13 protein-coding genes are annotated in these 12724 nt (G+C 66.0%); 4 read left to right on the top strand and 9 right to left on the bottom strand.

All coding sequences use genetic code 11. The annotated features are described in order from the left end of the window. Positions 1 to 14: 14 nt before the first annotated feature. Positions 15 to 1052, top strand: coding sequence for a DegT/DnrJ/EryC1/StrS family aminotransferase (locus tag OHB12_RS16290; RefSeq protein WP_327120425.1), 1038 nt, complete (start codon positions 15 to 17; stop codon positions 1050 to 1052). On the opposite strand, the gene OHB12_RS16285 is transcribed toward OHB12_RS16290, so the two are convergent. From OHB12_RS16285 to OHB12_RS16270, 4 genes are all read right to left on the bottom strand, one after another. After that, the gene (locus OHB12_RS16285) at positions 1049 to 2221 is read right to left on the bottom strand and encodes a UDP-N-acetylglucosamine--N-acetylmuramyl-(pentapeptide) pyrophosphoryl-undecaprenol N-acetylglucosamine transferase (RefSeq protein ID WP_327120423.1); all 1173 of its coding nucleotides are present in this window, start codon (positions 2219 to 2221) and stop codon (positions 1049 to 1051) included. The genes OHB12_RS16290 and OHB12_RS16285 overlap by 4 nt on opposite strands. 139 nt (positions 2222 to 2360) lie before the next feature. Then, positions 2361 to 2906, bottom strand: coding sequence for a DoxX family protein (locus OHB12_RS16280; RefSeq protein ID WP_327120421.1), 546 nt, complete (start codon positions 2904 to 2906; stop codon positions 2361 to 2363). Then, a complete protein-coding gene (locus tag OHB12_RS16275; RefSeq protein ID WP_327120419.1) occupies positions 2903 to 3355 on the bottom strand; it encodes an ABA4-like family protein in 453 nt (150 codons plus the stop codon). The genes OHB12_RS16280 and OHB12_RS16275 overlap by 4 nt, the downstream gene beginning before the upstream one ends. Beyond that, positions 3352 to 4305 carry a hypothetical protein gene (locus OHB12_RS16270; RefSeq protein WP_327120417.1) on the bottom strand — a complete coding sequence of 318 codons (954 nt, stop codon included), beginning with the start codon at positions 4303 to 4305 and terminating at the stop codon, positions 3352 to 3354. The genes OHB12_RS16275 and OHB12_RS16270 overlap by 4 nt, the downstream gene beginning before the upstream one ends. Positions 4306 to 4413: 108 nt before the next feature. Between OHB12_RS16270 and OHB12_RS16265 the strand changes: the two genes are divergently transcribed. Both OHB12_RS16265 and OHB12_RS16260 read left to right on the top strand, forming a co-directional pair. Beyond that, complete coding sequence (locus OHB12_RS16265; protein ID WP_327120415.1) at positions 4414 to 5055, top strand: MerR family transcriptional regulator; 642 nt, start codon at positions 4414 to 4416, stop codon at positions 5053 to 5055. A gap of 60 nt (positions 5056 to 5115) precedes the next feature. Further along, entirely contained in the window at positions 5116 to 5679 is a 564-nt protein-coding gene (locus tag OHB12_RS16260; protein ID WP_327120413.1) for a type 1 glutamine amidotransferase domain-containing protein, read from the top strand. Positions 5680 to 5784: 105 nt separating this feature from the next. On the opposite strand, the gene OHB12_RS16255 is transcribed toward OHB12_RS16260, so the two are convergent. The 4 genes from OHB12_RS16255 to OHB12_RS16240 form a co-directional block, all read right to left on the bottom strand. After that, positions 5785 to 6087 carry a hypothetical protein gene (locus OHB12_RS16255; RefSeq protein ID WP_327120411.1) on the bottom strand — a complete coding sequence of 101 codons (303 nt, stop codon included), beginning with the start codon at positions 6085 to 6087 and terminating at the stop codon, positions 5785 to 5787. Positions 6088 to 6255: 168 nt separating this feature from the next. Continuing rightward, a complete protein-coding gene (locus OHB12_RS16250; protein WP_327120409.1) occupies positions 6256 to 6492 on the bottom strand; it encodes a hypothetical protein in 237 nt (78 codons plus the stop codon). 577 nt (positions 6493 to 7069) lie between these two features. After that, positions 7070 to 10042 carry a beta strand repeat-containing protein gene (locus OHB12_RS16245; RefSeq protein ID WP_327120407.1) on the bottom strand — a complete coding sequence of 991 codons (2973 nt, stop codon included), beginning with the start codon at positions 10040 to 10042 and terminating at the stop codon, positions 7070 to 7072. Positions 10043 to 10211: 169 nt separating this feature from the next. After that, a complete protein-coding gene (locus OHB12_RS16240) occupies positions 10212 to 10955 on the bottom strand; it encodes an IPT/TIG domain-containing protein (RefSeq protein ID WP_327120405.1) in 744 nt (247 codons plus the stop codon). Between the two features lie 52 nt (positions 10956 to 11007). Here OHB12_RS16240 and OHB12_RS16235 point away from each other — a divergent pair, with 52 nt between their 5' ends. After that, positions 11008 to 11139, top strand: a complete 132-nt coding sequence (locus OHB12_RS16235) for a hypothetical protein (RefSeq protein ID WP_327120403.1) — start codon at positions 11008 to 11010, stop codon at positions 11137 to 11139. 544 nt (positions 11140 to 11683) lie between these two features. Here OHB12_RS16235 and istB read toward each other — a convergent pair. Further along, positions 11684 to 12655, bottom strand: coding sequence for an IS21-like element helper ATPase IstB (istB, locus tag OHB12_RS16230; RefSeq protein ID WP_327120401.1), 972 nt, complete (start codon positions 12653 to 12655; stop codon positions 11684 to 11686). Positions 12656 to 12724 lie beyond the last annotated feature (69 nt).

Below are 12724 nucleotides of genomic sequence, written 5' to 3'. Positions count from 1 at the left end.
CCGAGTATGAAGCGATGACTGAGGCGCTGAGGGCTGGGCAGTATGTCCACAACACCGCCACCGAGCAATTCGAGACTGAGCTCGCCGAGTTCCTCGGTGTTCCGGACGTGGTCGCGGTATCCCGCTGCACCGCGGCGCTGCACCTGGCTCTGCTCGTGGCCGGGGTCGGCCCCGGAGATGAGGTGGTGGTGCCATCGCAGACATTCTGCGCGACCATCCATGCGATTGTGATGGCCGGAGCGCGGCCACGGTTCGCCGACATCGACCCGGACACGCTGTGCGTGACCGCGGCGACAGTGGCCGAGGCGATCACGCCACGTACCCGGGCCGTGCTGCCGGTGCTCTACGGCGGCCGTGCGATCGACTTGAACGGCGTCCACGACACGGTGATCGAGGACGCCGCACACGCCTTCGGATCCCACCAGGCAGCCACACGAGTCGGCGCCACAGGGGCGCTGACGTGTTTCTCGTTCGGCCCCATCAAGAATCTGACGTGCATCGAAGGTGGCGCGTTGATTCCCCGCACCCGCGAGGAAGCCGACACAGCCCGCGCCTTGCGGCTGCTCGGTGTCACCCAGTCCCAGGCCGCGCGAATCCGATCAAGCGCGTGCCAGGTCGACGGCCCGGGATGGCCCTACCACCTGTCAGCGGTCCACGCTGCGGTCGGCCGGGTGCAACTCGCCCGATTCGGCGCCGTCGCCACGATGCGCAAGCAGCTGTGGCGCGCATATGCTCGAGAGCTGGCCCCACTCGGCACGGTCAGCTTGGTCGACGTCGATGTCGAGCTCAGCGTCCCGTTCAATTGCGTGATCCGCGTGCCCGAACGTGACCGAGTGTTCGCGGCCATGCGGAACCAGGGCATCGGAGTCGGAGTGCACTACCCGCCCAACCACCTGCAACCGGCGTTCGCGCGCTGGCGACGACGACTGCCCGTCACTGAGGCAACCGCTCAGGAAATCCTGAGCCTGCCATTTCATCCGGGCATGTCCAAGCAGGACGTGAAGCGCGTGGTGTCGACGTTGCAGGTCGCAGTCGAGGAAGCTGCGGCCTAGCGCGCTGCCGACCGCACAACCTGCGCGAGCCGTTCGGCCGCGTCCGGACGACCACGCAACCGGGCCTGCTCGGCAATGCTGGCGCGGTGCTCGGAGTTGGCCAGCAGAGGCTCAACCGCCCCGCGAAGAGTCTGTGCTGATACCTCCCCGAGCAGAGCGACTGCGGCGCCCGCCTCGGCGAGGACCAGCGCGTTGTGGGCCTGTTCGTTGCCCGCAGACGACGCCAACGGGATCAACACCGCAGCTTTGCCCAGCGCGGTGAGCTCGGCCAGGGTTCCCGCCCCGCTACGCGAGATGACCACATCCGTCAACGCGAGCACGTCCGCCAACTCAGGCCCGATGAACTCGGTGACCAGATAGCGGGCGGCTTGGTCGGGGGCGAGGGTCGCGGCGTGATGCCGCAGATGATCGATCGATGAGGAGCCGCACTGGTGAATCACGTTGGCGCGGGCCAGTAACCACGGTAGTAGATCACGCACGACGGTGTTGATCTGTACCGATCCCTGCGCACCACCGGTGACGTATACGGTTGGCAGATCACGGTTGAACCCGCGCACGCCGAGTGCGTCGATCGCCTTATCCGCGTGGCCGTGCAGGATCTCCGGGCGCACAGGATTACCCGTGACGACCGCGCGCGCAGCGCGAGGCAGTAATGCCACGCTCGAGTCGGAGGAGACCGCAACCTTGGCCGCTACTCGGGCCAGAACACGATTGGCCAGACCCAAACGGACGGTCTGCTCATGGACGACTAACGGAACCCGCCGCACCCGCGCCCCTACACCCACTGGCACCGATACGTAGCCGCCCGTTGTGAGCACGACATTCGGTCGGAAACGGCTCACCAATCGCACCGCCTGGGCGACACCGACCGGCACCCGCCCCATGTCCGTGATATTGGCGCGGTTGATCATCTTCAGCAAATGGCGGTCACGGCGTAGCTTGCCGGTCGCGACCGCGGCGAACTCGATACCTTCCGCCCGCGCCACCCCTTCTTCCAGGCCACCCGCCTGCCCGACCCACAGCACCTCCAATGCCGCACTGTCAGCGAACTGGGCGCGCAGGGCGCGGACAGTGGTCAAAGCGGGAAAGACATGGCCGCCCGTGCCTCCCCCAGCGACAATCAAACGGAATACCACCCGCTTCTGACCGAACGGGACTGCTTCTGTCATATCGGGCAGCCTAGCGTCGAGTCCCGCCAGTCCGCACAGGGCGCGGATCCGCGCCGTTCGGTAGGTCAGACCCACCGAACGGCGGCTCCAATATGTCGTCGAGTTCCTTGGCCGCGGCGAACACTCGCCCTTCGCGCTGTCAGGCAACTCCGTCGGTGCGGACCACGGCCCGTGTGGACGGTTCGGCGGTACCGCCGCCTCGTCGCCCGAACCGAAGCGCTCCGGCCGCCCCCAGCGCGACGCCGATGTACAGCACCTGCTCCGGGATCCGCGCCCACAGTGGTGTCGCGGGTGCGCCGTTGAACGGGACGTCGGACACGGCGACGTAGATGTTGGCGGGCAGCATCACGAGGAACAGTGCGATAAGCCCGAGCCCGGCCGGTCGGCGGGTGTTCGTGAGGAACAGGCCGGCCGCGCCGAGCAGTTCCAGCGCGCCGGTCAGGTAGATCATCAGGCTGGGAAACGGTACGAACGGCGGCACCATCGGAATGAAGTCCGTATGGGTCGGCGCGGGAGAGTCCGCGAACGCCTCAGGAAGGAAATGCGTTGTGCCGGTCATGATCAGCATCACGCCGAGGGCGTAGGCGGCGCAGGTCGACCACGCGCCGAATCGGCGGGCGCCGAGCGCCGCCGCCGCGCGCAGGACGAGCAGGGTGGTGAGCAGAACGATCAGGGTTTCCATCATGCCTCCAGGGAGATGGGCCGGTCGGACACCGGCAGCGGTGTGCGGGTCAGTCGGATGAGCAGGTAGAGCAGGACGCCGATCGGCGCGAACAGGATCGTGAGCACCAGCAGCGGGCTGATCAGCAGCGGCGGAAGACCACGGGCGCGGCTGTCGAGGAAGATCCAGCGCCCGAGAAACAGGTCGAGCGCGACGAAATGCGCCCACGCGGCCGCAGCGCCTGTCCCCTCGCCGAGAACCGACTGCAGCCCGGCCAGATGCGGGTCGATCAACGTGCCAGCGAACGCGCCGAACTTCGGCACGATCAGCGCCGTGTAGATCACCAGTGGCGGCACACAGATGAGCGGTGATGCGACAACGGCACTCGTCTGTCGCCACCTCGGCGCCAGGACCATCAGCGCCCAGAACGGTGCCGCGAACCAGAAGGTGATGTCGAAGAGCAGGTTCGTCATCGGGCCGCACCTAGGGAGACATGCTGCAAGTCAGCACGTTTCGGACGTACCGCCAGGGCTCCCGAGATTGTTGTGGCAATGCCGATCGCGCCGAAAGCGAGCAGCGTCGCCGGGTCCGGATGGACCACCGACTGCCCGCGCAGCGCCTGCCAGGTCAGCACGGCGAGCAGGGCGCCGTAGGTCGCCGAGGCAATCACCACGAGCGTTCGCCTGGTCTCCATCGACCGCAGTACCGGAATCCGCCGCGCTCCCAACTCCAAGACGATCAGCACCAGGGGCATCGCTTGTAACGCGTGCATTCCGATGAAGTGCGGAATGCGCAGATCACCTCCGACGGTGCTCCAACCGAGGATCGGCAAGCCGGGTCCGCCATCGGCCGGACCGACGGTGTGCGCCCCGCTGATCGAGCCGCCCGTCGCGCGCTGCGCAGGCGTTTCCCGCACCATCAGAATCCCGAGTGCCGCGCCGGCCAGCGACAGCAGGGTGCCGTATCGGATCGCTGCATCGCGGGCGAGATCCGCCGTCGGGTTGGCGAAAAGCACCACGGACACGACCAGCGTGGCGAGCCAGACTCCCACGATCGATGAGCCCATGGTCTCCCACAGCGCGGCGTTCAACGGTGTCGTGAAATTGAAGTGGCTGGTGGTCCCGCGCACGATCTGGGTGACGATGACGACCAGCTCCAGCGCGAGCCCGAGCGCCGCGACCGTTCCGGCCCACCACGCGACCCGGCGCCAGCGGGTGAGCTGGGCGATCAGCCACGACCACGTGACGGCGTAGATCAGCACAGACAGTGCGAATTTCACGGATTTGGCCCAGATCGGCAGTCCGGTGAGGGTGCGGTCGTCGATGGCCATGGCCGCGATCGATGCGACGGTGAGGATCGCCATCGCGACGGCGAGCAGCATCAGCGGGCGATGCCAATGCAATGCGGGGTGAGGCAGAGTCATACTGTTCAACTTTCCGGAACTATAGCTATCGATAGTTGTACTATCGACTCTAATTATGGATAGCTGTACTTCCCACTGTCAATACGTGGACCGAGACCGAGGAGTCCGATGCGGATCGCCGAACTCAGCCGCGCCAGCGGTGTCCCTGCCGCGACGATCAAGTACTACGTGCGCGAGGGCCTGCTGCCTTCCGGCGTGCGAACCCACCGCAACCAGGCTGAATACAGCGACGACCACGTCAGCCGCCTGCGGCTGATCCGGGCGCTGGTGGATATCGGCGGTGTGTCCGTCGGAGCGGCCAAGGAGCTGCTCGCCGTGCTCGACAGCGGCAGCCTGTCCGCGCGGGACTCGCTCGGCCATGTGCAGTACGCGCTGGGTGGGCGCAGATCGCCGGTTGGCGACGAGCAACGCGAGGCCGCCGCGGGGGACGTCGCGGCACTGCTCGACCGCCGTGGCTGGCACATCGACGACGAGAGCCCCGCCCGGGGCACCCTCGTCGACGTCTGCGCCGCGCTACGGCTGCTCGGCCACGCCGACGTGGTCGCCGCGATCGATGACTACGCCACCGCCAGCGAAGCCATCGCCGCCACCGACCTCGACCTGGTCCACGATGAACCCGACCTGGAGCGGATGACCGAAACCGCCATCGTCGGAACCATCCTCGGCGACACCCTTCTCTCGGCCCTGCGCCGCCTGGCCCAGGAACACCTCTCCGCCACGCTCCTGCCGCCGCGGGGCCGCGAGGTTTAGCCGGGCCCACCCGCGGCATGACCGAGGTAGGAGGCCATCTCGATCACAAAGGAGTTGCTCATGCCCGATCAGTTGAACGATGTGCGGGTCCTGATCATCACGTCGAATACGGGGGTGGAGCGGGACGAACTGCTCGTCCCGCGCGACGAACTCCGCCAACGGGGCGCGCAGGTCACGCATGCCGCGCCGAAGCGGGAACAAGTGCAGACGTTCCACCATGATGTGAACAAAGATGTTGCCGTGCAACCTGATTCGTCGCTCGACGAGGTCTCGGGGAAAGATTTCGACGTGCTGGTGGTGCCTGGCGGCACGGTGAACGCCGACAAACTGCGGGTTACCCAGCGGGCCGTCGAACTGGCCGGAGAGTTCGCGAACGCGGGCAAGCCGATCGCCGCGATCTGCCACGGCCCCTGGCTGCTCGTCGACGCCGGTTTGCTGCCCGGAAAGACACTGACCTCGTACTTCTCGCTACGTACCGACATCACCAATGCCGGGGGGACGTGGGTCGACGAACCGAGCGTGCAGTCACCGGAGGACGGGTGGACGCTGATCACGTCGCGTAACCCGGGCGATCTCGCCGACTTCGTCGGTGCCATCACCCAGGAACTGGTCCCCACCTCCTGATGCGGCGGCGTCAGGGTGCGGCGGCCGGGTCGAAGCTGCGAGGGCGCCGCCGGAACGCGAAAGGCCCCCTCCAAGGATTCGTGGGAGGAGGCCTTCTCGTGGTGGTCAGAGCCAGAGTTCAGGAGGCTCGTCGAAGTCGAGACCTGCCTGCCGGGCCTTGAGTACCATCTTCTTGTCCCATTCCCGATGTACCCGGAGCGCCTGGCGTAGTTCACCGATCTGCCCGGCCATCTGCTGGCTTTGTGCGATGGCGGTATCGGACAAGGTCTTCGCCGCGTCGGCCTTCGTTTTCGTCGTGTTCGCGTCGATCGACTTGCGATTCGCCAGCGTGGTGACTACCGCCGACAGCACCGAGCTGCCGGCGACGAGCACGAGAATCGAGAACACCGGCGAGGCCATGACATTCATAGCGCCCCCTCTCGCTGAAGTTCACCGAGTCGCCCGACGTCGTGCCAGACCTGCTGGCGCTTCCACCGGAACGCGACACCGAGACCGATGATCCGAGCCACCGATGACGACGCACAGCAGCACTTCGAAGGGGTTGCGGCGCATCGCTCCCCGGTGGCGGTTCATGGCTCACTGATTCAGGAGATCTGCCGCCCGGTCACCGAGCTGGTCGACGAGTCCCTGATTGCGGATCATGAACACCGCCACCGTGGTGGCTCCGGCGGCTCCAGCGGTCAGCCAGCCCGCCAGAGATTCCGGCAGCAGGTTGCCCAGACCGAGCAGCGCGGTAGCCAGGGCGGCCCCAGTGCCGAGCGCGGCGGCGGTGGTTTTGTTGTATGCGCCGAGATTGCGCAGGAACTTGCCCATTTTCTTCTCCTTCTCTCAACCCCGCGGGTCGTGCGGGGGTGTGCCGAATGCCGTCGCACGAAGACCGCTGCCACGGTCTGGCGCGGGGTCCGGTATATGCGGCGTAGTCGAAATCTTGGAATGTGCCCGACACCATCGACAGGTTCTGATCGATGCGGATCCGATGCATTTGCTCGGCTGGATGCACACCGTTGACGGCGGTGTCGCGATTCGGCGTCGAGGGAGTGCGAGAATCGGAAGAGATGATGTTGTTGCCATCGGCGACGGGCATGAAATCGAATTCCATCGAATACTCCGTCGGGCCGCCAGGTTTTGTCGACCGCGATATCTGTCGCCTCGAGCGCATGATCGAGATGCCAGGCGGAGGGTGAATTCCTGGGGATCACGATCCGTGGTCGTGATGGTCACGAGCCTGCTCCTTCGAAAGCGGGCCAAGACCCCAGCCTGACCGTGGGAACAGCGAGGTAGGCCTGTGATGTGCGGCTGAACCGCCGCCCTGAGCAGGGATCGAGCAGTCTGCTCAGGGCGGCGTTCGACGTCATCCGGTTCGCCGGGCGTCAGCCGCCCGGACGACCGGTCAGATGCCGGGTCCGGCGACGTAGGTGAAGGCACCGGCCGCGGTGACGCTGCCTCCGGCGGTGGTGACCACGATGTCGACGGCACCGGCGGCTCCCGGCGGGGTGACCGCGACGAGCTGCACATCGGAGTTGACGCTGAACGACGCAAGGACACCACCGAACGTGACCGAATCAGTGGTCGTCAGGGCAGTGCCCGGGATGATCACCGAAGTGCCGCCGGCAGTCGGACCGGAAGCGGGGACCGGGATGCCGATAGTGGGCAACGCGATGTAGGTGTAGAAGACCCCACTACTGGTGCCACCCGGAGTGGTGACGGTGACCTGCACCGCCCCGATCCCGGCTGGGGCGACTGCGGTGATCTGCGTATCGGAGTTGACGGTGAACGACGTCGCCGGTGTAGCCCCGAAGGTAATCGCGGTGGCCCCGGTGAGCCCGGTGCCGGTGAGAGTGACCGTCGTACCTCCGGCCACCGGACCTGCGATCGGACTGAGGGAGATCACCGCAGGGAGCGCGACGTAGGTGTACAACTGGCCGTTACTGACGCCGCTTGCCGTCGTGACGGTGACCAGTACCGCGCCGGTCCCGGCGGGGGCGACCGCGGTGATCTGGGTGTCGGAGTTGACGGTGAACGACGCCGCCGGTGTAGCCCCGAAGGTGACCGCGGTGGCTCCGGTGAAGCCGGTGCCGGTGAGAGTGACACTGGTCCCGCCCGCGATGGGCCCCAGAGCAGGACTCAGGGCGGTCAGGGAAGGTACCGCGACGTAGGTGTAGGCGACCCCGTTGCTGGTGCCACCCGCGGTGGTGACAGTGACCGTTACCGTTCCGGTTCCGGCTGGGGCGACCGCGGTGATTTGTGTGGCGGAGTTGACGGTGAAGGAGGTTGCCGGTGTGGCTCCGAAGGTGACCGCGGTGGCTCCGGTGAAGCTGGTGCCGGTGAGGGTGACCGTCGTACCTCCGGTTACCGGACCTGCGATCGGGTTGAGCGAGGTCAGGGTAGGTACCGCAACGTAGGTGTAGGCGACCCCACCAGTCGTGCCACCCGGAGCGGTGACGGTGACCAGCACCGTGCCGGTCCCGGCAGGAGCGACCGCCGTGATCTGTGTCGCGGAGTTGACGGTGAACGAGGTCGCCGGTGTGGCTCCGAAGGTGACCGCGGTGGCTCCGGTGAAGCCGGTGCCGGTGAGGGTGACCGTCGTACCTCCGGTTACCGGACCTGCGATCGGACTGAGCGAGATCAGGGAAGGTACCGCGACGTAGGTGTAGGCGACCCCGTTGCTGGTGCCACCCGCGGTGGTGACGGTGACCGTTACCGTTCCGGTTCCGGCTGGGGCGACCGCGGTGATTTGTGTGGCGGAGTTGACGGTGAAGGAGGTTGCCGGTGTGGCTCCGAAGGTGACCGCGGTGGCTCCGGTGAAGCTGGTGCCGGTGAGGGTGACCGTCGTACCTCCGGTTACCGGACCTGCGATCGGGTTGAGCGAGGTCAGGGTAGGTACCGCAACGTAGGTGTAGGCGACCCCACCAGTCGTGCCACCCGGAGCGGTGACGGTGACCAGCACCGTGCCGGTCCCGGCAGGAGCGACCGCGGTGATCTGTGTCGCGGAGTTGACGGTGAACGAGGTCGCCGGTGTGGCTCCGAAGGTGACCGCGGTGGCTCCGGTGAAGCCGGTGCCGGTGAGGGTGACCGTCGTACCTCCGGTTACCGGACCTGCGATCGGACTGAGCGAGATCAGGGAAGGTACCGCGACGTAGGTGTAGGCGACCCCGTTGCTGGTGCCACCCGCGGTGGTGACGGTGACCTGTACCGTTCCGGTTCCGGCTGGGGCGACCGCGGTGATCTGTGTCGCGGAGTTGACGGTGAACGAGGTCGCCGGTGTGGCTCCGAAGGTGACCGCGGTGGCTCCGGTGAGGTTGGTGCCGGTGAGGACGACCGTGGTCCCTCCAGCCGCCGGACCTGCGATCGGGCTGAGCGAGATCAGGGAAGGCACGGCAACGTAGGTGTAGAAGACCCCGTTGCTGGTACCACTCGGACCGGTGACCTTGACCAGCACGGAACCGGTGCCTGCTGGGGCGACCGCGGTGATCTGTGTGGCGGAGTTGACGGTGAACGAGGTCGCCGGCGTGGCACCGAAGGAGACCACGGTGGCACCCGTTAGGCCCGTGCCGGTCAGGATCACCGTGGTTCCACCAGCCACTGGACCAGCAGTCGGACTGATGGAGGTCAGCGAAGGTACCGGGACATAGATGTAGGGGAGACCGTTGCTGATGCCACCGGAGGTGGTGACGGTGACTTGCACCGTACCGGTCCCGGGTGGGGCGATGGCGGTGATCTGCGTGGGGGAGTTCACGGTGAACGAGGTCGCCACGGTGCCGAATTTCACCGTGGTGACGACACCGGTGAATCCGGTGCCGGTGATGGTGACCGTGTTGCCGCCCGATGTGGGCCCTTGACTGGGGTTGAGCGAGGTCAGGGTGGACACCACGACATAGGTGTAGAAGACCCCGTTACTCGTACCACCCGGACCGGTGACCTTGACTTGCACGGAACCGGTGCCTGCTGGGGCGACAGCGGTGATCTGTGTGTCGGAGTTGACGGTGAACGAGGTCGCCGGCGTGGCACCGAAGGAGACCACGGTGGCACCCGTGAGGCCCGTGCCGGTCAGGATCACCGTGGTTCCACCGGTGGTTGGCCCTTCAGCGGGATTCACGCTGCCCAGGGAAGGTACCGGGGCATAGGTGTAGGGAAGACCGTTGCTGGTGCCACTACCCGACGTGGCGACAGTGACCTGCACCGTACCTGTTCCTGGAGGGGCGATGGCCGTGATCTGCGTGGGGGAGTCGACGGTGAAGGAGGTTGCCACGGTGCCGAACTTCACGGTGGTGACAATCGGGACGAACCCGGTGCCGGTGATTGTGACGGTGGTATTCCCCGAGGCGGGCCCTGAGGTCGGCGAGAGAGAAGTGATGGTTGGCATGATGGTCCTTCCAGAGTGGGTCAGATCCCCCGTCTGGCCGCGAGTCAGGCGGCCGGGGCAGATTGTGGTGCTAATGGGGTGCTGGCCCCGGGCAGGGAACAAGTAACCTGCCCGGGGCCAGCGTGTCGGCGCCCTCCGGTGGCCGGGCGTCAGCCGCCCGGACGTCCGGTCAGATGCCAGGTCCGGCGATGTAGGTGAACGCACCGACCGCGGTGGCGCTGCCCCCGCTGGTGGTGACCACGATGTCGACCGCACCCGCGACTCCAGGCGGGGTGACCGCGACGACCTCCGTGTCGGAGATGACGTCGAACGGTGCCACGACACCGTCGAACGTGACCGACTCGGTGGTCGTCAGATCGGTGCCGGGCAGGGTCACTGCAGTGCCGCCGGAAGTCGGACCGGAGGTGGGAGTCGGGGTGCCCAGGGTCGGTGCGTCGACGTAGGTGTACGACAGACCGTTGCTGGTGCCACCCGCGGTGGTGATGCTGACCCCGACCGACCCCTCGGCCGCGCCTGCCGGCACGACGACGGTCAGGGTGCCGTCGCTGACCACGGTCGGCGTCGCCGTGTTGGCGCCGAAGCTGACCGAGGTGGCGGTGGACAAGCCGACTCCGGTGATGGTGACCGTGTTGCCGCCTGCGGTGACTCCCGACACCGGGGACAAGGCGGACTTGAACGGTGCGCCGATGTAGAAGAACGACAGCGGGTTGCTGGTCCCGCCCGCGGTGGTCACGGTTACCGCGACTGTGCCCGTCCCGGACGGAGAGACAACCGTGACCGATGTGGGTGTGTTGCCCGTGATGTTGGCCAGCTTGGAGCCGAAGCGCACGGCGGTGGCGCCGCCGAGGTTCGTTCCGGTGATGGTGACGGTGGTCCCGCCTCCGGTCGACCCTTGGTTGGGAGAGATGGGCATGATGCTGCCTTCCTTGTCGATGTGCTGTGGGCATGACCAACGTCGTGTGGGCATGACCGACCGGCGCCGGGCGGCGGCGTACGCCGCCGAGCGTGACGGTGTTGTTTCGATGGCGTCCGCGGCCGATACGTCTGCTGGTGGCAGCCGGGCCCGTCAGCCAGTGCGGCTGACGACGCTGCTCTGACGGGACGCAGTTTCCGGGATGTTGCTGGCAGTGCCGGGCTGCATGCTCACACGATCCGAACTCGACGTGGATGCCGCCCTCGCGGCAGTGTTTGCCGATGACGTTGCCAGCAGTTGATAATTCGACTCACCGTTGCCGGTGACGGACTTGCATTCAGAGAAAGAGGTCGCCGGGTTTGATGCTCCCGCCTCCTGTACGATTTTCGAATCGCCCGTATTCCCCCCTTGCAGAAATTGATCGGAAATAATTCCACTACAAAGATACGTCGCCGGAAATATTAGCGCAATAGCTGTTTCCGGATCATGGCCCGAGTCGAGGTGGATGCGGCACCAGTTCGGGTGTTTTTTTCACGAATTCCGACGGCATTTTATCGCGAATTCTGACGGCATCGACGAGTCGTTTTTGTTCTGAATTCGGGACGTCTATTTTCAGTCACATGCGGTCCGGCCCATCCGAATGGACAGGAAAAGGCATCGGCGGCGCGCAGCCTTCGGCAATTGCGGTTCGGCAGGTGGTGTCGTCGTCGAGTATGAGCTCGGTCGGCTCAGCGGGGTAGGTCGGTCGGTGCGTACGTCTTGGTGTGGGCACGGCGATAGCTGTGCGTGCCGGTCTCGATGATGTTGCCGCCGAAGGTGAGCCGGTCGATGATGGCGGCGCGGAGCCTGGCGTCGGTGAAGGTTTTGGACCAGCCGGAGAAGCCGCGGTGGGAGACGATCGCGACCGCCTTCCTCTCCTCGCGTTCGGTCAATACCTGGAACAGCAATTCGGCGCCGCGTCTGTCCAGTTCGGTGTAGCCGAGTTCGTCGATGCACAGCAGGTCGACGCCGCTGTAGCGGGCGATCGTCTTGGTGAGCCGTTGGCCGTCCACGGCTTCGACAAGCTTGTTGACCAGCTTGGCAGCCAGGGTATATCTGACCCGGAATCCGGCTTTCGCTGCCTCGGTGCCCAAGGCGATGAGCAGATGGGATTTCCCAGTGCCGGAGTCACCGATCAAGCACAGCGGCAGCCCTTCCCTGACCCAGTCGCATCTGGCGAGGGTGTGGACCATGGTGGGGTCGACAGTGGGGTTGGCATCGAAATCGAAGTCACGCAACGTTTTGGCGCGGGGGAAGCCGGCAGCTTTGATGAGCCGTTCGGAGCGGCGACGGGCTGTCATCTGTTCCATTTGCAGCTGTGGTCTGCGTTCGCGGACATAGGCACTGACTCGCTGATACGACACGTCCATCATGCCGTGCTCCTCGAGCAGTCGCCGGTAGATCCGGGTCGCCGTGTGACGTTGCCTCCGAGGTGCATCCAGATCGGCGCGCAGAACCTCGTCGATGAACGGCTTGTAGGGCTCCAGCTTCTGTGGTCGCGGCGAATACTCCTTACGCGGCTCGGGCCACACCGACTCCGTCGCCTTGGCTACCGTGCGCCACCCGACCCCGTGCTTGCGCTCGATGGCGCGCTTGGACAATCCTGCGCGAAGATCCTGGCGGATCGCCGCATACAGTTCGACTTTCGACATGTCAGACATCGGCACGCTCCCCTCCGCCCCGCTCCCGTATTCACACTATAAACCGACAGTGCTGCCCCCTTCCGTTAC

It is taken from the genome of Nocardia sp. NBC_01730 (genome assembly GCF_035920445.1).
Lineage (GTDB): Bacteria > Actinomycetota > Actinomycetes > Mycobacteriales > Mycobacteriaceae > Nocardia.
The sequence above is the reverse complement of the archived record's forward strand: the minus strand, read 5'-3'. Positions and strand labels throughout refer to the sequence as shown.

Bases quoted from the DNA above. Each gene is read 5' to 3' on its own strand.
- OHB12_RS16290 (WP_327120425.1), top strand. From the start codon at position 15: ATGACTGAGGCGCTGAGGGCTGGGCAGTATGTCCACAACACCGCCACC.
- OHB12_RS16285 (WP_327120423.1), bottom strand. From the start codon at position 2,221: ATGACAGAAGCAGTCCCGTTCGGTCAGAAGCGGGTGGTATTCCGTTTG.
- OHB12_RS16280 (WP_327120421.1), bottom strand. From the start codon at position 2,906: ATGATGGAAACCCTGATCGTTCTGCTCACCACCCTGCTCGTCCTGCGC.
- OHB12_RS16275 (WP_327120419.1), bottom strand. From the start codon at position 3,355: ATGACGAACCTGCTCTTCGACATCACCTTCTGGTTCGCGGCACCGTTC.
- OHB12_RS16270 (WP_327120417.1), bottom strand. From the start codon at position 4,305: ATGACTCTGCCTCACCCCGCATTGCATTGGCATCGCCCGCTGATGCTG.
- OHB12_RS16265 (WP_327120415.1), top strand. From the start codon at position 4,414: ATGCGGATCGCCGAACTCAGCCGCGCCAGCGGTGTCCCTGCCGCGACG.
- OHB12_RS16260 (WP_327120413.1), top strand. From the start codon at position 5,116: ATGCCCGATCAGTTGAACGATGTGCGGGTCCTGATCATCACGTCGAAT.
- OHB12_RS16255 (WP_327120411.1), bottom strand. From the start codon at position 6,087: ATGAATGTCATGGCCTCGCCGGTGTTCTCGATTCTCGTGCTCGTCGCC.
- OHB12_RS16250 (WP_327120409.1), bottom strand. From the start codon at position 6,492: ATGGGCAAGTTCCTGCGCAATCTCGGCGCATACAACAAAACCACCGCC.
- OHB12_RS16245 (WP_327120407.1), bottom strand. From the start codon at position 10,042: ATGCCAACCATCACTTCTCTCTCGCCGACCTCAGGGCCCGCCTCGGGG.
- OHB12_RS16240 (WP_327120405.1), bottom strand. From the start codon at position 10,955: ATGCCCATCTCTCCCAACCAAGGGTCGACCGGAGGCGGGACCACCGTC.
- OHB12_RS16235 (WP_327120403.1), top strand. From the start codon at position 11,008: ATGACCGACCGGCGCCGGGCGGCGGCGTACGCCGCCGAGCGTGACGGT.
- istB (WP_327120401.1), bottom strand. From the start codon at position 12,655: ATGTCTGACATGTCGAAAGTCGAACTGTATGCGGCGATCCGCCAGGAT.